The following is a 20,673-nucleotide window of genomic DNA, read 5'->3' on the forward strand; positions in this document are numbered from 1 at the left end:
AGTATGGTTAATCCTCGCTATGGCAATCCCGGAGGCCACCACGCCGGCTGTGTCGGCTCGCGAGCGCATTTTGGGGGCCGCATACGATCTGTTCAGTCGGCGGGGCATCCGGACCGTCGGCACCGATGAGGTAATCGATCGTGCCGGGGTGGCCAGAGCCACGCTCTATCGGCACTTCGCCACGAAGGACGACCTGGTGCTGGCGGTGCTGCAGCGTCGCGAAGAACTCTGGACTTTCGGTCTGATCGAGCAGAAGTCACGGGCGCGCGGCAACACGCTCGAGGAACAGTTGCTGGCGATCTTCGACGTCCTGCACGAGTGGTTCCAAAGCCGCGACGGCTACGAAGGCTGCTCATTCATCAACGTGTTGCTCGAACTGAGGGCCGATCACCCCGCCGGGCGGGCGTGCATCGGCCACATCGACCACGTCCGCGGCATCGTGCGTGAACGAGCGGTGGCCGCAGGGCTGCACGACGTCGAGGATTTTGCCTGGTCCTGGCACATCCTGATGAAGGGCGCCATTATCTTGGCAGCGGTGGGTGACCCGGATTCGGCCCGCCGCGCCCAGCGCATGGCCCAGGTGCTCATCGAACAGCACCGCGCGGCCGGTGCGGCGGCCTGCTAGTCAGGCCAGGTCAAGCCTCGGCGGTCTGCGCCTTGCGGTGGTGTTCTTCCTCCAATTCGGCGATGGCCCGGGCGGTGCGTTCGCGCAGCAGGATCGCCGCGATGAGGCCGCCCACGACGGCGATCACCAGCCCGACCCAGGAGAACCGCTGCAGCCAGTGTTCGGCCGCCATGCCTGCGTAGTACACCAGCGCGGTGGTACCGCCCGCCCAGCAGATCGCCCCGGACACGTTGGCGGTCAGAAATCGCGGGTAGTGCATCTTCAGGGCACCGGCCAGCGGGCCGGCCAGGATCCGTAGCAGCGCGATAAAACGACCGAAGAAGACCGCCCGAGAGCCCCAGCGACTGAACAACCGTTCGGCGAGCGCGACGTGCCCCGGGCCGAAGTGCTTGGGAAAACGCCGCCCGAGCCGGTCGAACAGCGGCATGCCGAACCGGCGTCCGATCGTGTAACCGATCGAGTCGCCGATCACCGCGCCGATCACGGCCGCCGCCCCAACCCCGACCGGATTCACGGCCAGCTCGTGATGCGATGACAGGAGGGCGGCGCTGACCAACACGATCTCCCCGGGAAGGGGAATGCCCAGGCTCTCGACCCCGACGACGGCGCCGACCAGGATGTAGACCGCTAGTGGCGGAATCGTGTGCAGCAGGGCTTCCACATCCATGGCTAAAGGATGCCTGACGGACGCGAGATGTGCGTCCGAAACGCAGCCGAGCAATGTATCGGCGCGTCCGCGCCTCGGTCGCATCCAGCCAATTACGGTCGACTCGCCGGCGGTTCGGCGAATTCGCGCAACTGGCGCCAAGTTCAGCCGCAACTCGCCATGCAGATCGGGGTCGGCGTTATAGCGTTGCTAGGGGCCCAGACGTTGGCTTGAACGAGCTGAGGAGAGCCGGTGGAATACAACATCGCCCAGGTATTCTCGGCGGTGGCCGCTGCCAACCCGGACCGAGACTGCATCGTCTACGGGGATCGGCGATTCACCTTCGCTCAAACCGAACGGCGTGCCCGCCGCTTGGCTCGGGCGCTGCACCAGTGGGGTTTCGGCGCCAGCCGGGAACGGTCGCAATTGGCGCCCTACGAGTCGGGTCAAAGTCACCTCGGCCTGTATATGACCAACTGCAACGAGTTCCTCGAAGGGATGGTCGGCGCGTACCAGGCGCGGGTCGCCCCGTTCAACATCAACTATCGCTACGTTGCTGACGAACTCGCGTACCTGCTGCGCAATGCCGGCGCGGATGCGGTCATCTGCCACGTTCGGTTCGGTCCGACGTTGGCCGAGACGTTGGAGAAGGCCGGCGGTGAACCGCAGCTGATCCACGTGGACGATGAGTCCGGAAATGATCCGCTGCCCGGCGCGGTGCGCTATGAGGAGCTACTGGCGTCGGTATCCGACGAGCCGCTAGACGTCGAGTTGTCGCCAGACGACCTGTACATGCTCTACACCGGCGGCACCACCGGGATGCCGAAGGCGGTGCTGTGGCGTCAGCACGACATCTTTATGAACTCGATGGGTGGGCGAACGTTCGGCACCGGCGAGCTGGTGACCGGGCTCGACGACATCGTCGAGCGATCCCGGCAAGGAGGACCGGGCTCGATGACGGTCGCTCCGCTCATGCACGGCGCTGCGCAGTGGGCGGCGTTCATCAGCCTGTGCGGCGGCCGGCCGTTTGTGATGCCGCAAATGGCCACCCGCTTCGATCCAGCCGCGGCGTGGGCGATGGCCGCTCGGGAACGGGTGATGTCGCTGTCGATTGTCGGCGACGCCTTCGGCCGGCCATTGCTCGACGAACTCGAGTCCGGCGACTACGACCTGTCCGCCCTGTCGGTGCTGATTTCGGGTGGCGCCGCGCTCAGCGCCGGGGTCAAGCAGCGTTTCGTCGATCTGTTGCCGCAGTTGACGATCCTGGACGCGGGCGGGTCATCAGAATCGGGATCACAAATGGTCCAGGTGTCCAGTCGGGTGCTTCCCGCAAGCGGACGCTTCGACCCGATCCCGGGTGCGGTGGTGGTCAGCGAGGATTTGACCAGAATCCTCACGCCGGGGGACAGCGAGATCGGCTGGCTTGCCCAGCAGGGCGTGATACCGCTGGGCTACCTCGGTGCCAAAGCCAAGACCGCGCGGACCTTTCCCGTCATCGAAGGAATCCGGCATTCGGTTCCCGGCGACCGGGCGCGCTGGGACGCCGACGGCACGATCGAGCTGCTGGGCCGGGATTCGGTCACCATCAATTCCGGTGGCGAGAAGATCTTTGTCGAGGAGGTGGAGGCCGCGATCGCCGAGCATCCTGCCGTCTATGACGTCGTGGTGACGGGGCGGCCCAGCCCGCGCTGGGGAAACGAAGTCGTCGCGATCGTGCAGCTGGCCGAGGGCGCGGCCCCCGACCCCGACAGCATCATCGGGGAGGCCGCGCGACACATCGCCCGCTACAAGCTGCCGAAGGAGATTGTCTTCTGCCCCAAGGTGCAACGTTCGCCGGCCGGCAAGCCGGATTACCGGTGGGCCAAAGCTACCGTCGCCCCGCAAGATTGAGGCTGCGGCTCAGGGCAGGAAGCGCTTGCGCAATCGGTCGAAAGCCGTGGGTTGCGGGCAGGCCTGGTAGGACTCGTAGAGTTCGCGCGCCAGCTCCCGAACCGGGCTCGCGGTGGTATCGAGTTCGAAGTCGTACTCGGCATCGCGGTGGGCAGCGCGCGCTGCCGCGGTTCCATCCCGCATAGCGGTCGCCGCGCTCTTCTTCCCGACGGGCGCCTTCTTCATCGGAGACGTGAACCCCGACCATCCAGACCTGAGCACCTTCGAAAATCTGGAGTGTATCGATGAGCCACTCCCGTTTCCAGATCACGTCATCGGCGACGACGTTCATGCCGTTGTCCAGGTAGGCCCTGATTGCGTGGTAGCGCGCATGCATGGCCTGGTCCAGGATGGGCCCCGGGTGCACGGTGAACCAGTCCAGCCCGTCGGCCTCGACCACGCTTTCCCAGGTGTAGTACTGCGGCCACACTCGCGCGAGGTCATGTTGCTTGGGCGGCAGCGCCTTCCAAAACACGTCGATACCCAGGTGCATCCAACATTCGGCAGCCAAATCCTGGAATGCCAGCGCGAGCGAAGTTTTTCCCGCGCTGGATCCGCCGTTAAGGAGGATGAGCTTGCCCTTTGCCATTTCTGTCATAGCGGCATGAGGCTATCGCAGCTGCTCGCGCGTTGGGCCCGTTTGCGAGCCAGATTTGCTGGGCAAATCGCCAATCACGCGGGTGGCGGGCGTGGCTGCGCTTTAGTTTCCGAATGAGCGCAACGACGGATTTCGCGCGGAGGTCAGGCTTGTGATGATCTGAATACAACCTTTTCCAGAATGCCTGTCGGGGAGTTGCCCGCGGCCTAGGATCGGTAGCCACCGAGTGCTCGATATGTTGGGCGGGGGGCTGCCGGTGGCACCGGGGTTGGCGGCACGGGCGGTCCGGGCGGTCAGGGCGGTGCGGGTGGCAACGGCGGGAGCGGCGGCGCAGCCAGTGGGAACGGTGCCAGCACCGCCGGCACCGGCGGTGACTTCGCGCTCGGCGGCAACGGCGGCGACGGGTAGCCGCTTTGGCCTCAGCCCCTCAGCCCCTCAGCCCGTCAGTCCGTCAGCGCCGCGCGCTCACGGGCTCGAAGACGAACACCTTGCGGGTGCCGGTGCGCTTGACATAGGTGTCATGCGCAGGCCACAGCGCGATCAGCCTCGGCATGTTGCGGTCCACCTCTTGCGCCGTGGCGGGTCGCGACAGATAGTCAGCAGCAGCGCCGTCAATCTCGATGCGGGCCTTCGGGTCAGCGAGCAGGTTGTACGGCCAACTCGAGGCCGTATCCAAGCCGAAGTTCTCACACACGGCGACCACGTTCGAGCCATCCCACACGTAGTGCAGCGGAACCGTTCGCTCTTTGCCGGTGCGCCTGCCTTTCGTGGTAAGCAGCATCGTCGGCATCTCGGAACCACCCATGGAGAGCCGGCCCCGGCTCACCCGTATCAGCGCCCGGTCTACCGGCGTGCCGACGCGCTTGAAGATCGCCGCGAACCATCGGTAGTGGCCTATTCGGCGCAGCATGCTCAGGTAGAGGCCATACAGCTGGTTCGGTCCTTCATGAGGCATGAGTCAAGGGTCTCACCGGAATCGGGCTGAGCGTGTGCAATGGGCGCGACATATTGACCGGTTGTGCGTTCTCGAGCCGGCCGCGGCGCTCGACCCGAGCGCGCCGTCTGCCCGGAGCGTTCGGTCGCTCGACGTGGATTGACGGCCCATGGTGTGGGGGACTTTGCGGCACAGGGCTTTTGCTAGCTGCGATGGCTTTCGGTCTCGGGCGGTGGCATCGCTGCCCGCTAGGGGCTCATGGCTCAACCCGGCTCCGCCCCGCTCGAACAGGATTTCGATCGTCTCATCGGGATTTGACGAGTTGGGAGTTCGGCCAAGCTCGGTGCGGGGCCAGGGCTCCTGCGTTGTTGATTAGCAGGCTTGTGAGCTGGGGAATTGTGGATTGAGGAGGTCTAGGCGGCGGTTGGCGGTCAAAGCGGTGATCCGGCAGGCTTCGGCGATGTTGTCGGCGCCGTTGAGGCGGTGCAGATTGATCGCGGTGTTGCGTAGCGTTGCTAGGACCTGTGCGCCGTTTCCGGTATGTGCCCTTTGACGGTCTTCGTCGAAGGTGACGTCGCGTATCCAGTGCAGGCTGTTCTCGATTCCCCAGTGTTGACGCATCCAGGTCATGATCGCGGTAGGGCGGGCGTGCTCGAACGGCAGGCTGCAGATGGCATAGACCACCTCCACGCTGCGCTGGTCGGTGGCGGTGATCAAGCGTTCACGAGTGATCCGGATGATTTGTTTTGCGTAGGGGAAGCCGATTCCTCGTGCAGCGGTGATGATTTGCAGGGTGCGGGTCTCGACACGGCCGTGGCCGCGGGAGTCGTCGGTAGCGGCTGCGGGCACCTCGGCCCAGGGCAGCGCGGTGATACGCGCAAATATTTTGGCTTGGTTGGACTTGACGATCATCAGGTAGTGCGACTTCAAGGTGGCGCAGATCAACTTCGCGGTGACGACCTGGGTATGCATCGCATCCACGGTGACCAGCCACCGCAAGCTACCCGGCAGCAGCGTGAGCAGGGCACGTACGCAGGGAATTTCATTGCTTTCCTCGGCGACAGCGAGTTGACCGAGCACCAATCGGGCACGGTGGGCGAACACCGACACGAGATGCGTGGCTGTCGCTTTGGCGCGTAAAGCACCACGCAGCATCTTGCCGTCCAACGCGATCGGCACCAATCCACTGGGGTCGCTGCTGGCCACGTGTGCAGTGAAGTAACTGCCCATCCTGGCGTTGAGGTCGGCGGGGTCTAGCCGAGACAAAACAGCGCGGAAGGTCTTCTCACTGGGCCGCCGGAACCGGACCCCTAATTGGGCCAACACATCATCGGGAGCGGTGGCCGCCCATGTGGCAAAACCAGCATAGCCGCGCATCCCCGCGGCAGTGGCCAGAACCGCGATCGCCAACAAAGCCATCAGCGAATACCTCCGACCGCGTGGGCCCCTCGGGTCTGGCACCGAGGCCAACACATCGAGAAACTCCGATCCGATGAGCTCGCTGCGCTCACCAGGACTCCAGCGGTCGAACACCTCTGGAACCGACGACACAGGCAATACTGAAACGGTAGGCACGGGCAACTCCAGACCAACGACGAACAGTAACCAACTCGATCGTTCTCCAGATAGCCCGTGCCTACACTCCGGCCCCAATAGCGCGGCACCAAAGATCATCAACCCAGCTCACAAGCCTGCTAATCAACAACGCCGGAGCCCTGGGTGCGGGGATTAGGTTTTGGTATCGAAAACGGAATCTATCGGGTTTCGACGGTCGGCCGGGACGGATTTCTCCGGTACCCGCCATTAACAATCTGCGGTACAGGGGATTTCAGTTTGTCGCGACTGCCAATTGCGCCGGATCGTGGGTGCGGCGATAGCTGGAGTGCGGCGTGTTTGGTCCGGTCGGGCGTTGGAGAAGGGCTTGCGGGGCAACCGAATTTCCCCGACGCGCGCACGCTGTTGGGCGAATATCCATTGTGTTATTCGTGACGGGGATAGGATTTGATGCTGCCCAGCGCTCGATCATCGCTTGTCCTGTATGGGAGGTTGGCAGATGTCGTTTGTGATTGCTGTTCCGGACGCGGTGACGGCCGCGGTCTCGGATCTGGCGAACATCGGATCGGTGCTCACAACGGCCAATGCCGCTGCGGCGCTGCCGACAACGACCGTCGTGGCAGCAGCGGGTGATGAAATATCGGCGGCCGTCGCGGCGCTGTTCGGGTCCTACGCCCAGGGCTACCAGAGCCTGAGCGCTCAGGCGGCCGCGTTTCACGAGCGCTTCCTCCAAACACTTTCGGGCGGCGCCGGCGCCTACGCGGCCGCTGAGGCCGCGAATGCCTCGCCGCTGGATCAACTGATGGGTGTGGTCAACGCCCCCGCACAGGCCCTATTGGGGCGCCCCTTGATCGGCCATGGCGCCAACGGTGCCGATGGCACCGGCGCTGCCGGAGGCGACGGCGGGATCCTGCTTGGCAATGGGGGCAATGGCGGCACCGGGGTACCGGTGGCGAGGGCGCCGCCGGCGGCCTGGGCGGACGGGGCGGGCTGCTGCTGGGCAACGGCGGGGCGGGCGGAGTGGGCGGGGTTGGCGCCACCGGGTTGGCCGGCGGTACCGGCGGGGCTGCCGGATTCTTGGGCAACGGCGGGACCGGGGGCGCGGGCGGGGCCTCGAACATGGGTGGTGACGGCGGCATGGGCGGCACCGGTGGCACCGGTGGCTTCTTCGGCAACGGCGGGTTCGGTGGCGATGGTGGCGACGGTGCCGTCGGCGGCGCGGGCGGTGCCGGCAGCTTCCTCGGCGGCGGTGTCGGCGGTACCGGAGGGGTCGGGGCGGCCGGGGGCATGGGCGGCGCGGGCCCGCTGATCGGCAACGGCGGCAATGGCGGGATGGGCGGGGCCGGGGCGGCCGGTGGCGACGGCGGTGCCGACGGAACGCTCCTGGGTGACGGCGGTAACGGCGGGCGTGGCGGAGCGGCCTGACCGGCATCCTCGGCGGTTTGCCCGGCCAGGGCGGCAACGGCGGAAACGCGAATTGGTTCGGCTCGGGTGGTGCCGGTGGCCAGGGCGGCACCGGTCTGGCGGGGACAGACGGGACTAATCCGACCCCGGTGCCACAGCCGGTACCGGTGGCGCCGGTGCTGACCAAAGCAACAACGGCAACGTAACGGGAGGCAACGGGGATCCCGGTGACGCCGGCACGGGCGACGAAATCGGCGGCACCGGCGGTGCGGGTGGGCTCGGCGAGTCGACCGACGGTAACTCGGGCACCGGCGGTATGGGCGGGGGCGGCGGTACCGCTGGCCCCAACGGTGGCAACGGCGGCGAAGGCGGGATGGGCGGTGAGGGCAGAACCGACGGTAGTTCCGGCGGCACGGCGACCGGCGGCGACGGTGGTGCTGGTGCCGACAGTGGAACCGGCGGCGGCGACGGCGGTGCCGGCGGTGACGGCGGCTTCGGGAACAACACCATCAGCGGTGCTGCGATAGGTGGTAACGGCGGGATCGGTGGTGCCGGTAGCACGCTGCAGGGGGCAACTGGCGGTAATGGCGACACCGGCGGTGCCGGCGGCAACGGTGGGCGTGGCGGGATGTTCATCGGCAACGGCGGCACCGGAGCGGCCGGCTATGCGGGCGGTATCGGTGGCGACGGTGGGGCAGCCTTCAGCGATGCCGCCGCGGCGACCGGAGGCGACGGCGCTGTCGGAGGCGTCGGAGGGCTCGGTGGCAACGGCGGGACCGGTGGTGCTGGAGGTGCCGGCGGCACCGGCGGCGCGGCCGGGTTCATCGGGATCGGGGGCAACGGAGGCGCCGGCGGTATCGGCGGCGTCGGGGGAATCGGAGGCATCGGCGGGGCCGGTGGGGACGGCGGTATCGGCGGCGCGGCCACCACCACTTCGGGAACGACGACCGGTGGCATCGGTGCCAATGGCGTGCTCGGCGGCGACGGCGGCACCGGTGGCGACGGCGGCGCCGGCGGCACTACCGGCGCCAGCGGTGGCGCCGGCGGCGTGATCGGGTGGGCTGGTTCGACCGGCGCTACCGGCGCCGGCGGTACCGGCGGGCAGGGCGGCCAGGGTGGTGCCGGCGGCAGTGGTGGCAACGGCGGCACGGCCCAGACCGGTGGTACCGGCGGCGCCGGTGGTGACTTGGCACTGGGTGGTCAGGGCGGCGCCGGCGGTGCGGCCGGTGGTACGGGCGGCGACACCGGTCTCGACGGCCTTCTCGGGGTGCCCGGCAGCAACGGCCAGACCGGAGAGATTGTTCCGTGATGGTCGCTGGACATCCCGGCGTCTCGTGACCTTTGCCCCTACTGCCGGTGGGTTCGGTGGTGGTGGCATCGAATGTGTCTGCAAGACAAAGGAGACGGCGATGACAGGAAACACCACCAACGCCAAGTCCTGCCACGTGGATGTGCTGATCGAAGAGCGCGACGAGCGCACCCGGGCAAAGGCGCGACTGGTCTGGGGCGACCAGACTCTGGTTGGTATCGGGTTGGCCAGGCTTGACCCGGCCGATGAGCCGGTGGCTCAGATCGGCGATGAACTCGCGATCGCCCGAGCGTTATCCGACTTGGCCAATCAGCTGTTTGCGGCGACGTCGGCCGACATCCAAGCCAGCACGCACGAGCCGGCTTCCGGCCTCCACCACTGAATCGCCGGCTATCGCAGCGCGTGCGAGCGCTGACTAGTGATGGCGCAGGTGGCCGAGGAACCAATCACGCGCCAGTGTCGCCACTTGCTCGAGGGCGCCAGGTTCTTCGAAGAGGTGAGTGGCACCGGGAACCACCACAAGCTCACACGGCGCCGGGATCGCCGCTTGCGCTTGCCGGTTCAACTCCAGGACGGCCTCGTCACGACCACCGACGATCAGCAGCGTGGGAGCGTGCACTTCGCGCAGCGCATCGCCCGCGAGATCGGGCCGCCCGCCGCGGGACACCACCGCCTGCACCTTGACGCCGGGGTGCGCGGCCGCGACCAGAGCCGCGCCGCCGCCAGTGCTGGCCCCGAAGAATCCCACCGGCAGCGCCGTGGTGTCCGGTTGTGCCGCCAGCCACCCGGTGACGCCGACCAATCTCCGGGCGAGTAATCCGATGTCAAACACGTTGGCGCGGTTGTGTTCTTCCTCGGGCGTCAGCAAATCCAGCAGCAGAGTCGCCAGGCCGGCCTGGTTGAGTACCTCGGCCACGTAGCGGTTGCGCGGGCTGTGGCGGCTGCTGCCGCTGCCGTGGGCGAAGACGACGATTCCGGTGGGGCGGTCGGGAATGGTGAGGCGCCCGATCACCGAGACCGGGCCCGCCAATACCCGAACCTCATCGTCTCGCCGCGCAGGAACTGGCGGCTGATGGCCCGCACCGAATTCGCTACGGGCCCGATCCAGTAGCGTCACCACCTCCTGATCGGAGGTCTGGGTGAAGTTGTCGTATCCCTGTCCGACGGCAAAGTAGGGCGTGGGCGTTTCCAGGCACACCACCTCGTCGGCGTATTCAGTGAATCGTGGTGCGGTATCGGTAGCACCGATGGGAACGGCCAGGATGACCCGGCTGGCGCCCTGGGCGCGCGCAACCTGGCAAGCGGCCGCGGCGGTGGCTCCGGTCGCGACGCCATCATCGACGATCACCGCGATCCGGCCCCGCAGCGGGATCGGATGGCGATCGCCACGGTAGCGCTGCACCCGGCGCTGCAACTCGGCCCACTGCGCGGTCTCGACCGCGGCCATCTCCTGTTCTCCGAGCCCGGCCTCGTGCACCACGGCACTGTTGATCACCTGCACGCCGCCCTCGCCGATGGCGCCGAAGGCCAGCTCGGAATGCAGCGGCACACCGAGCTTGCGCACCAGCAGCACATCAAGTGGCGCGTGCAAGGCTTTGGCTACCTCGAAGGCCACCGGGACACCGCCTCGCGGCAGACCCAGCACCACAATGTCTTGACCACGTAGGAATTCCAGCCGGCGGCCCAATTTGCGGCCGGCGTCGATGCGATCGCTGAACTGCCTCATACCTCGGGTGTCCTTCAACCAACGCGAGCGTAACGCCAGGGCCGAATGTCACGCCAGAGTTCGCCACGGCGTTACGCCCGCGAGATCGCCCGTCAGGCCTTACGAACTCTGGCTGGCCAATCTGTCGCTTGCCGGATACCGCAGCAGCGCGCCCACCCCGTCGGCGGGCGCCATCTGACCATCGGCTCGAACCAGCGAGGCGTCGGCCGCGATCGCGGTGAATGGCAACGCTTCATCGGCACGGGCAATCCGCACCACGGGCTCGCCGAGCTCGGACAGCACGTCGGCGTTGGGGGCGATCGTGGTGAGCGCGGCCCCGGTTACCACCGTGGCGTCGCGCAGCTCACCGACGATCAGGGTGTCGACCTCGCCGTTGCGCAGGGCCGCGCAGACCGCTGACAGTCCCTCGGTTGCCAGCCCCGAACGCCGCCCCAGCTCCGCTTCGAACCGCTGTGTCACCTCGGCCATTTCGGTGTCTCGCCGGCGAGCAAACTCGGCAAGGGTGAGCTCGTTGATCTCGTCCTCACCGATGCTGCTGTTGCGTGCGCCGCCATGTAGTTGCCACACTCGCTGGGCCGCCCGGTGCGGCAGTGCCGCAACCAGGTCGGAGCGGGATCGGATCTCACCGGAGACGAACACCACCTCGGGGTCGGCCTCGTCCACCAGCTGGGTGAGGTGGTCGGCGACGGCACGGTAGTTCATCCGGGCGGCCTCCTCGGCGGTGTGCTGAAAGTCGCCATAGCCCTTCCAGCCGGCGGTGGCCGGTTTGTGGATGGGGTGGCCGCCGCCGTCGATGCTGGTGCAGCTGAACGTGTCACCGCGATACAACCGGACGTCGGCGCCGGCGTGATCCACCGCCGCGAACACGTAGGTCGGTCGCCGAATCTCGCGGTCGATCAGCGGCACCAGGTACGGGTACTCGGACAGCCGCACCACGGTTACCGGCGGTGGGCTGATGAGCTGTTCGTTGACCAGCACCTTGTCGCTGGTCGCCACCACCGCCCGGCCCCGCCGCCCGACGGCCGGGCGGTGGTTGCACACCGCCTCTTCGAGCCGGCCGATGAGCTGATCGTCGGCCTTCAGACCGTCGAGGTGACGCCGGATGTCGCGCCATGTCGCTTCCAGCCGCTCGGCGGCATCGGCGGTGTTGTGTGAGTCATCGAAATACACCGAGGCGAATGGACCAGCCGCAGTTGTTAGCCAATGGAGGCGATCTGATTGCATGCCAAACTTCTCCGCTGTGTCGTTTATGTTGTTGTGATACTTGCTGTCTCGTCGCGCGAGCTCAGCCGCTCTTGGGTGCCTGGCCCGCTGGTTGCTGGTAGAGAGCCGAGATCTCGTCGGCGGACTTGTCCAGAACCACCTTGCGGCGCAGCTTCATGCTCGGTGTCAGGTCACCGGATTCGATGGACAGCTCGCGGTCGAGCACGGCGAATTTCTTGATCTGCTCCCACCGGTTGAGCTCGGCGTTGAGCGTGTCGATGTAGCCCGCGATCAACTCGCGTGTCTTGGGGTCGCGGGTTAGCTCGGCGAAGGACTTGCCGGCCAATCCATGCCCCGCGGCCCACTCGGTGATCGCTTCACTGTCCAGACTGACCAGGGCCACGCAATAGGGCTTGGCTTCACCGACGACGATCAGCTCGCCCGCGTAGGGGCACAGGCCTTTGAACCTCACCTGGATCGCGGCAGGTGCGACGTACTTACCTTGTGAGGTCTTGAACATGTCCTTCTTGCGGTCGGTGATCCGCAGGTAGCCGTCGGCGTCGATCTCCCCGATGTCGCCGGTGTGAAACCACCCGTCGTGGTCGAGTGCCTCCTCGGTGGCCTCGGGCAAGTCGTGGTAGGACGTCATCAAGCCAGGGCCCCGCAGCAGGATCTCGCCATCCGTGGCGATCTTCGCCTCGGTAGCGGGAAACGGCCAGCCGACCGTGCCGAACCGATAGGCGTTGGGGCGGTTGATGAACGACGCCGCGGCGGTCTCGGTCAGCCCGTAGCCTTCGAGCACGGTGATACCGATCGCGTCGAACCACTGCGCGACGTTGCGGTCCAGGGCCGCGGCTGCGGAGACGAAGAAGCGGATCCGGCCGCCGAAGCGCTCGCGAATGGTGGAGAACACCTACCGGTCGGCCAGCTGGTAGGCCAGCCTGGACAGCAGTGCGGGCTGGCGGCCGGCTTGCCGGGAGGCCGAGACTTTCAAGCCCACACCGATCGACCAGTCGAACACCGCTTTCTTGAGCCCGCCCTGCTCGGCGACCATCTGCTCGATCCGGGCGTGAGCCTTTTCGAAGATGCGCGGCGCCGCCCCCATGACGGTGGGATGCAGCTCCGCCAGATTGTCGACGATCCGGTCGACCCGCCCGTCGATCGCGGTGGGGAACCCGATGAGCAGCGGCAGCGAAAGCATCACCTTGCCGAATGCGTGGGCCAGCGGCAGCCACAGAAAGTTCAGGTCGGCCGGGCCGAGCACGTTGAGGGCATCGATCGCCGAGGCGGTGTACGTCCAAGCCCCGTGGGTCAACCGCACACCCTTGGGCCGTCCGGTGGTTCCGGAGGTGTAGATGAGGCTGGCGAGCTGGTCGGGGCCGATCGCGGCGACCCGCTGGTCCACGGCGGCGGGGGAGTCGGCAAGCAGCTGCTTGCCCAGTTGTTCGAGTTCGGCGAGCGTGATCACCCAGCCGCCATCACCCTTGCCGTCGATCACCACCACCCTGGCCACCTCGGGCAGTTCGGCGCGGTGTTCGACCAGTTTGTCGACCTGCGTCTGGTCCTCGGCGACCACGACTCGACTTCCGGAGTTCGCCACGATGTAGGCGACGTCGGCGGCGATGGTCGTCGGATACACCGTGGTTGTCGCCGCTCCGGCGCACATCACGGCGAAATCGACGAGCACCCATTCGTATCGGGTCGACGATGCCAGCGCGACCCGATCCTGCGGGGCGATGCCCAACGAGATCAGGCCGGCCGCCAGGCGGCCTACCCGCTCGCCAACCTGCTCCCAGGTGACGCTCTCCCAGTCGTCACCGTGGGGATAGCGGAACGCTTCGGCGCTCGGGGAGGCGGCCACGCGGTCTAGGAACATCCGCGCCACCGATGGTGGCCGGTTGTCGATCTTGGCGATGTCGGGCCGCTCGTGGGCCAGCGTGGGATGCATCACGCAAACCACCTCTCACCAGTGCAAACATCGCCGACGAGCGGGATCTCTGGTGGGCCTGGCAAGCAGTGCATAACGCATCTCTTCTGTCGCTAGATGACACTTTCGATGTTTCTGCGGTTGCCTGGGCCGGGGTAGGGCCCAAAGTCATCCAGGCGATTGGCAATTGTCCTTTGGTGCCCGTTGGTGCCCGTGACCTGCTCGGGACGTAAGACCCTAACCGGCGTTTTGGGCGACCTGTTAGCTTTAGCGCCATGGCGAAACCGGCCGGCGATGACGCACAGGAAAGCCCAGGGGCCCGGCAAGTCAACCCGATTGGCCTCGGGGGCTTGGGCAGCGTGGTCACGCCCTTCGTGCACACCGGTCGTTACTTCGCCGAGTCGTGGCGCGACTACCTCGATCAAGACTCCGACGGGCTCCCGATCGCCCGGCCCACCATCGCCCTGGCGGCCCAGGCGTTTCGGGACGAGATCGCGCTGATGGGGCTCAAGGCGCGTCGCCCGGTCAGCGATCCACACGTGTTCGAGCGAATCGATGACGAAGTGGCGCTGGCCCTGCAGTTCTACGGCGATCAGGGCTGGCTGCAGCGCCCGCGGACATTCTTCGCCGACCCCCCGCCCCCCTCCGAGGTCACGGTCCGCAAGGTCAAGGGGCGCAAACGCTCCTTCTACCGGATGTTCTTCGACAGCGGGTACACCCCGCTGCCGGGGGAGCCGGGTGGCCAACGGTGGCTGGGGTACACCGCGAACAATCGCGAGTACGCGCTGTTGCTGCGCCACCGGGAACCGCGCCCCTGGCTGGTCTGCGTACACGGCACCGAGATGGGCCGTGCCCCGCTCGATCTGGCGCTGTTCCGGTCCTGGAAGCTGCATCGCGAGTTGGGCCTGAACATCGTCATGCCGGTGCTGCCGATGCACGGTCCCCGGGCGCGTGACCTGCCCAAGGGCGCGGTATATCTGGGCGAAGATGTTCTCGACAACGTCCATGCCACCGCTCAGGCCGTATGGGACATCCGTCGGCTGATCTCCTGGATCCGGATGCAGGAGCCCGAATCGCTGATCGGAATCAACGGTCTGTCGCTCGGCGGCTACATCGCGTCCTTGGTGGCCAGCCTGGAAGACGACCTGACCTGCGCGATCCTCGGTGTGCCGGTCGCGGATCTGGTCGATTTGCTGGGCCGCCACTCGGGTTTTGGTCGCGATGACCCCCGCCGCGAGACGGTGGCGCTGGCCGAACCCATCGGCCACATGATCTCGCCGCTCGCCCTGACTCCGCTGGCGCCCAGGGCCGGGCGCTTCATCTATGCCGGCGTCGCCGACCAGCTGGTGCATCCGCGGCGGCAGGTAGCCCGGCTTTGGGAACACTGGGGTAAGCCCGACATCGTCTGGTATCCGGGCGGACATACCGGGTTCTTCCGATCTCGGCCGGTGCAGCAGTTCGTCGAGGATGCGCTGCAGCAGTCGGGCCTGCTCGACGATCCCTCGGAGCAGCGCGACCGCCCTGCCTAGTTGCGGAGGAACCGGATGCATCCGCTGGATCCGCTGGACGCATTGATGTTGACCGCGGAGTTGGTATCCAACCCCATGCATGTCGGTGCGCTGCTGATCCTGTCACCGCCACCCGGTTCCGGGGCCGACTACGTCGACCAGCTTCACCGCGAAACACTGGCTGGTGGTGAACCGATAGATCCGAGGCTGCGCCGATACCCACATCGTGGCGTGGACACCGGGGGTGTCTGGGTCTGGAGAGATGCGCAAGCCGTCGACATCGGGTACCACTGCCAGCGGCGCAGCGTCGATGCCGGCCGCGACGCGTTCTGGCGGCTGATCGCCGAGCTGGACGCGCAGCGGCTCGAACTGTCCCGCCCGATGTGGATGTCGTATCTGATCGATGGTCTCGAGGATGGCCGGTTCGCGTTCTACATCAAGGTGCATCACACCGTCGTCGATGGTGTGGCGGGTTTTCAAATGATCGCCGAGGCGCTGAGCACCGATCCCGAATGCCGGTCGATGCCGCCCTTCTATGCCGACCGCCACCTGGACCACCCGCCGTCGTCTACCTCGACCGGGCTGCTGGCGCGCCTTTTTGCGCCGCTGCGTTCGCTGGCCGGTGCCGCGGCATCGGGCATCGGGCTGATCAATCACGTCGTCGCCGGGGAGGCATCCACGGTCTGGGACAGCTTGATCGGGCACACAACGGTGCTGCCGTTCACCGCACCCTACACGCGGTTCAACGGCCGCTTGGGCGCTCAGCGCGCCGTCGCGGCGGGCAGTTGGTCGCGGCACCGCATCGAGGCGATACAACGGGCGGCCGACGTCACGGCCAACGACGTGGTCACCGCGGTGATCGCCGGCGCGCTGCGCCGCTGGTTGCTCGCCCATTCCGAACTGCCCGATCACTCCCTGGTCGCCATCTGCCCGATCACCGTGCGTGATCGCGAGCATCCTTCGGCACCCGACGAGCACGCCAACATGTTCGGTCTTTGGTTGTGCCCCTTGGACACCGATCTACCAGATCCGCACCGGCGCCTGGATCTGATTCACCGGTCGATGTCGGAGGGCAAGCACTGGGTGAGCGCGCGGGGATCGGCGGCATCGTTGCTCACCACGGCGGCCAGCATCGCTGCCACCGTTGTCTTTCCGCTGCTGCCGTTCACCCCGAAAATCCGCACCGGATACAACCTTCCGATTTCCCACGTTGGGGGCCCACGCGCCGAAAGGTATTGGAACGGAGCACACGTCGACGAGATGTATCCGGTGTCGACCGTCTACGACGGTCAGGCGCTCAACGTCACCACGTGTTCCTACGCTGACCGGATCGGGTTCGGCTACGTCGCGGGCCGCGAGGTGATGCCCGATATCGACACCCTCATCCCGCTGACCGAGGAATGCCTGACCGAGCTGGAATCTTGTGTGGGCGTGCCACCCCGACTGTCGGGGCACATCGGCTAGCGCATGGGGGACCATTGGCCCTGGTCAATGAGCATGCCGTGCTCGCAGACTGGGGATATGGGCACGACGACGAAACGGATTGCTGAAGCCACAGCCTCGTTGGCGCTGCTTTACGCCGCGCGACGCTACTACCGCAACTGGGGCGCGACCAAGCAAGAGGCTCAGATGCTGTTGCCCGGTGACAGTTTGGTGGGGGATCCGGCGACTCAGACCACCGAGGCGTTGTGCATCGACGCGCCCGTGTCGGCCGTGTGGCCCTGGCTACTGCAGATGGGGCAGGACCGGGGTGGCTGGTACGGCGGCGAGCGACTGAAAAACCTTGCCGGCCTTGGCTACGACGCCGATCGCATCCATCCGGAATGGCAACACCTTGCGGTAGGCGATGTGGTTCGACTGGCTCCGCCGGGGTGGCTGGGATTGCCGGACGGACTGACGTTGCGTGTCGCTGCGATCGAGCCCGAAAAGTACCTGGTGCTCAACGCGACCCAGCCGGACCAACGCTGGAACGCGGTCTGGTCATTTCACGTTCAGCCGCACTGGGAGGATCGTGTGCGTCTGCTGACGCGCGCCAGGATCGCCCTGCGCCACCCGGGGGAGATCTTTGCCCTGGAGCTGGCCAGGCCGCTGATCTCGCTGGGCACCCGGGGTCTGCTGCTGGGAATCAAGCACCGAGTTGAACGTCTGGCCCCGGCCCAGCCGCAGCCGGCCGGCGATCGGAAGGCCGAACGGCCCTAGCGCAGTCCGCCGGCTCGCCCTACGTTCGGGAGTAGGTGGATCGCGTTGGTGAGCGTTGCAGGGCAATCCGCCAGGTTGGAGGTAGCGCGGTGAGCGACGAGATCCCATTGGGACGAATCGCCGGCTTTGCGGTGAAGGTTCACTGGAGCGTTCTGGTCATTCTTTGGCTATTCACCTGGAGTCTGGTCACAACATTGCCGGAAACGGCCAAAGGCTATGGCGCGGTGGTCTATTGGATAGCCGGCGGGTGCGGGGCACTGGTGCTGCTGGCCTCGTTGTTGGCCCACGAGCTCGCGCACGCCATCGCGGCGCGGCGGGCCGGGGTACCCGTGGGAAACGTCACGCTCTGGCTGTTCGGGGGAGTGACCACCCTGGGCGGGGAAGCCAAAACTCCAAAGGCGGCTTTTCGGATCGCATTCGCGGGCCCAGCCACCAGCCTGGCCCTGTCCGCGATGTTCACCGCGGTGGCCGTCGCCCTGGCGATGGTGCGAACCCCGGATCTGGTGGTCAGCGTCGTCTGGTGGCTGGCCGCGGTCAATTTGATGCTGGGCCTGTTCAATCTGCTGCCGGGGGCGCCGCTGGACGGAGGTCGGCTGGTGCGGGCCTACCTGTGGCGACGCCACGGCGATATCGTGCGCGCCGGAATCGGTGCGGCGCGGGCCGGACGGGTGGTCGCGCTGATCTTGATCATCTTGGGGTTGGCGGAGTTTGTGGCCGGCGGCCTGGTCGGCGGTGTGTGGTTGGCCTTCATCGGCTGGTTCATCTTCGCCGCCGCCCGCGAGGAGGAAACCCGGATCTCGACTCAGCAGCTTTTTACCGGCCTGCGGGTCGCGGACGCGATGACCGCGCATCCACATACCGCTCCCGGCTGGATCGACGTCGACGAGTTCATTGCGCGCTATGTGCTTGGCGACCGGCACTCGGCCTACCCGGTCACCGAGCGGGATGGATCGATCACGGGTCTGGTCACCCTGCGGCAGCTGCGCGAGCTGGCGCCCGAGCGGCGAGGCGGCACAACGGTCCGCGAAATCGCCCTACCCCTGCATGACGTGCCCACCGCAACGCCGCAGGAGCCGCTGACGACGCTGCTCGAGCGGATGGCGCCGGCGGGCCGGGGTAGCCGCGCGCTGGTCCTCGACGGCGGTGCGGTGGTCGGCATCGTCGCCGCCAGCGACATCGCACGGCTGATCAACGTCTACCGGCTTGCCGGGCCGGGGGCCACGGCGGACTCCGCTGATCAGCACGAAAAGTATTCCAACGCGGGTTGATTGGCCATCTGGTGGATTACCGAACGTGAGCAGTGCCGGAGAGGGGCAATGACATGAAACCGGTCATCGTTGGCATCGATGGTTCACCGGCGGGTATCACGGCAGTGCTGTGGGCCACCGCGGAGGCGGTCAGCGCCGGCGTGCCGTTGCGGCTGATATCGGTGCTCAAGACGGCTCATTCGTCCCCCGAAGAGTACGAGCATGATCTCGCGCATGCCGAGACATCGCTGCGCGCAGCGCAATCCGCGATCGAAGTCACCGCAGCGCCGGTCAAAGTGGAGACCGACACCCCGCGCGGGCCGGCGGGTGCCGTGCTCGTCGAGGCGTCTCGCGATGCGGAGCTGGTCTGCGTGGGCTCAGTAGGGATCGGCCGCTACGCGCGAGCCATTCTGGGGTCGACGGCCACCGAGCTCGCCGAAAAGGCGCACTGCCCGGTGGCGGTCATCCGTTCGAACTCGGATCAGCCGCCGCCGGACATCAACTGGATCGTGGTGCGGGTGACCGACGCGCCCGACAACGACGCGGTGATCGAATACGCCGCCCACGAGGCGAAACTGCGCCAAGCACCGATCCTCGCACTCGGTGGGCGCCCCGAGGAGCTCACCGACGCCGCGGACGGGGAATTTGAACGTCGAGTACAGCAATGGGGCCAGCACCATACCGATGTGCACGTCTATCCGATCACCACCCAGGCGGGCATCGCACGATTTCTGGCCGATCACGATGAGCGGGTTCAGTTGGCGGTGATCGGCGCCGACGAGGCCGATCAGGTTGCGCGGCTGGTGGGGCCATCCGGACACCCGATCTTTCGGCACGCCGAGTGCTCGGTGCTCGTGGTCCGCGGCTAGGCCGGCGACTCGCGCGCCACGATCACCGGCACGCGGGCCAGTCGGGCAACGGATTCGGCCACCGAACCCACCACCATTCCGGCGAATCCACCGCGTCCGCGGCTACCGACGACGACCAGCTGGGCTTCGCCGGACCGCTGCACGAGCTGGCGGGCCGGCTGATCACGCGCGACCACGCGGCTGACGCTCACATCGGGATATTGCTCTTGCCATCCCGCCAAGCGCTCGGCCAATACCTGTTCTGCCATCGACTGCGTTGCCGGCCAATCGATTCCCGGCCATTCCGAGACATCGACGTCACTCCAGGAATGCGCCGCCACCAGCCCGGTATGGCGGCGCGATGCCTCATCGAAGGCCAAGCCGGTGGCGAATTCCGATGCCCGGGAGCCGTCGATGCCCACCAGCACCGGCGCCGCGGCGCGATCCGGCGCCGAGGCGTCCTCGTCGTGGACGATGGCCACCGGACAGTGCGCGTAGCGCAGCAGCCCGGAACTGACTGAGCCCAGCGGCCGGCCCGGCCAGCGCCCGCTGCCGTGGCAACCGGTTACCACCATCTCCGCGTCCTTGGACATGTCGACCAAGGCGGGAACGGCGGCGGAAGGCACGATTTCGCTACCCAGCCCCGCGGGACCGCCGCGCTCGGCGGCCTCCTCGATGACCTTGAGCGCGTCCTCGACCAGTTGGTGGCCGTGATCGCGCTGCCAGCGGGCCAGGCCGGGCGGCAATGGCTTGTTCAACCACGTCGCGACGTCGGGAGAGATCGCGTGAACGAGCGTCAGCGGGGCGTTTCGCAGCTCAGCTTCACGCGTTGCCCACTGGATGGCCACCTTCGCGGCCGGTGAATCGTCGATACCGACGATGATTCCCAATCGTTGGTTCTGGGAGGACATGGCGTGTCCTTTGTTGGCGGGTCAGCCGGCTCGGCCGAATTGGCGGGCCGCTACCCACGACTCTAACGACGAACGGTCACCACGGTCAGAGCCGTTTGTCACTCG

The 20,673-nt window shown here is 66.8% G+C and carries 14 protein-coding genes and 3 pseudogenes; 9 read left to right on the top strand and 8 right to left on the bottom strand.

What is annotated here, in order from left to right; all coding sequences use genetic code 11:
• Positions 1–19 precede the first annotated feature (19 nt).
• Complete coding sequence (locus MPSD_RS10315; RefSeq protein WP_020787944.1) at positions 20–625, top strand: TetR/AcrR family transcriptional regulator; 606 nt, start codon at positions 20–22, stop codon at positions 623–625.
• 10 nt (positions 626–635) lie between these two features.
• Here the strand turns inward: MPSD_RS10315 and MPSD_RS10320 are convergent, their stop codons facing one another.
• Positions 636–1,292 (bottom strand): DedA family protein, encoded by a 657-nt coding sequence (locus MPSD_RS10320; protein ID WP_012393838.1) that lies wholly within the window; start codon positions 1,290–1,292, stop codon positions 636–638.
• 231 nt (positions 1,293–1,523) lie between these two features.
• Here MPSD_RS10320 and MPSD_RS10325 point away from each other — a divergent pair, with 231 nt between their 5' ends.
• Entirely contained in the window at positions 1,524–3,161 is a 1,638-nt protein-coding gene (locus MPSD_RS10325) for an acyl-CoA synthetase (protein ID WP_086085839.1), read from the top strand.
• Between the two features lie 9 nt (positions 3,162–3,170).
• Here the strand turns inward: MPSD_RS10325 and MPSD_RS10330 are convergent.
• The 3 genes and pseudogenes from MPSD_RS10330 to MPSD_RS10340 all read right to left on the bottom strand — a co-directional run bounded on the left by MPSD_RS10330 (position 3,171) and on the right by MPSD_RS10340 (position 6,307).
• Positions 3,171–3,798, bottom strand: a pseudogene (locus tag MPSD_RS10330) (phosphotransferase-like protein).
• Positions 3,799–4,249: 451 nt separating this feature from the next.
• A complete protein-coding gene (locus MPSD_RS10335) occupies positions 4,250–4,753 on the bottom strand; it encodes a nitroreductase/quinone reductase family protein (protein WP_020787941.1) in 504 nt (167 codons plus the stop codon).
• 351 nt (positions 4,754–5,104) lie between these two features.
• Positions 5,105–6,307 (bottom strand): ISAs1-like element IS2404/ISMul1 family transposase, encoded by a 1,203-nt coding sequence (locus MPSD_RS10340; RefSeq protein WP_420811897.1) that lies wholly within the window; start codon positions 6,305–6,307, stop codon positions 5,105–5,107.
• Positions 6,308–6,785: 478 nt separating this feature from the next.
• Between MPSD_RS10340 and MPSD_RS30415 the strand changes: the two are divergent.
• Positions 6,786–8,999: pseudogene (locus MPSD_RS30415) on the top strand (PE family protein).
• A 100-nt stretch (positions 9,000–9,099) separates the two neighbouring features.
• On the top strand, positions 9,100–9,381 hold the full coding sequence (locus MPSD_RS10355) for a DUF1876 domain-containing protein (RefSeq protein ID WP_036427414.1): 282 nt from the start codon (positions 9,100–9,102) through the stop codon (positions 9,379–9,381).
• 33 nt (positions 9,382–9,414) lie between these two features.
• On the opposite strand, the gene MPSD_RS10360 is transcribed toward MPSD_RS10355, so the two are convergent.
• From MPSD_RS10360 to MPSD_RS10370, 3 genes and pseudogenes are all read right to left on the bottom strand, one after another.
• The gene (locus MPSD_RS10360) at positions 9,415–10,725 is read right to left on the bottom strand and encodes a phosphoribosyltransferase (protein WP_020787937.1); all 1,311 of its coding nucleotides are present in this window, start codon (positions 10,723–10,725) and stop codon (positions 9,415–9,417) included.
• A 99-nt stretch (positions 10,726–10,824) separates the two neighbouring features.
• Positions 10,825–11,949, bottom strand: coding sequence for an Rv2629 family ribosome hibernation factor (locus MPSD_RS10365; protein ID WP_020787936.1), 1,125 nt, complete (start codon positions 11,947–11,949; stop codon positions 10,825–10,827).
• A 61-nt stretch (positions 11,950–12,010) separates the two neighbouring features.
• A pseudogene (locus MPSD_RS10370) lies at positions 12,011–13,876 on the bottom strand (AMP-dependent synthetase/ligase).
• A gap of 254 nt (positions 13,877–14,130) precedes the next feature.
• On the opposite strand from MPSD_RS10370, the gene MPSD_RS10380 reads away from it, so the two are divergent.
• The 5 genes from MPSD_RS10380 to MPSD_RS10400 all read left to right on the top strand — a co-directional run bounded on the left by MPSD_RS10380 (position 14,131) and on the right by MPSD_RS10400 (position 19,678).
• Entirely contained in the window at positions 14,131–15,384 is a 1,254-nt protein-coding gene (locus tag MPSD_RS10380; RefSeq protein ID WP_179953033.1) for an alpha/beta hydrolase family protein, read from the top strand.
• Positions 15,385–15,399: 15 nt separating this feature from the next.
• Positions 15,400–16,827, top strand: a complete 1,428-nt coding sequence (locus tag MPSD_RS10385; protein WP_020787931.1) for a wax ester/triacylglycerol synthase family O-acyltransferase — start codon at positions 15,400–15,402, stop codon at positions 16,825–16,827.
• Positions 16,828–16,884: 57 nt separating this feature from the next.
• Positions 16,885–17,562 carry a hypothetical protein gene (locus tag MPSD_RS10390; RefSeq protein WP_020787930.1) on the top strand — a complete coding sequence of 226 codons (678 nt, stop codon included), beginning with the start codon at positions 16,885–16,887 and terminating at the stop codon, positions 17,560–17,562.
• A gap of 89 nt (positions 17,563–17,651) precedes the next feature.
• Complete coding sequence (locus tag MPSD_RS10395) at positions 17,652–18,830, top strand: site-2 protease family protein (RefSeq protein ID WP_086084641.1); 1,179 nt, start codon at positions 17,652–17,654, stop codon at positions 18,828–18,830.
• A 53-nt stretch (positions 18,831–18,883) separates the two neighbouring features.
• Complete coding sequence (locus MPSD_RS10400) at positions 18,884–19,678, top strand: universal stress protein (protein ID WP_020787928.1); 795 nt, start codon at positions 18,884–18,886, stop codon at positions 19,676–19,678.
• Here the strand turns inward: MPSD_RS10400 and MPSD_RS10405 are convergent.
• The gene (locus MPSD_RS10405) at positions 19,675–20,568 is read right to left on the bottom strand and encodes a universal stress protein (protein WP_020787927.1); all 894 of its coding nucleotides are present in this window, start codon (positions 20,566–20,568) and stop codon (positions 19,675–19,677) included. The two genes, MPSD_RS10400 and MPSD_RS10405, sit on opposite strands and share 4 nt — an antisense overlap.
• Positions 20,569–20,673: the final 105 nt, after the last annotated feature.

Origin of the sequence: Mycobacterium pseudoshottsii JCM 15466, assembly GCF_003584745.1 — a bacterium.
Lineage (GTDB): Bacteria > Actinomycetota > Actinomycetes > Mycobacteriales > Mycobacteriaceae > Mycobacterium > Mycobacterium marinum.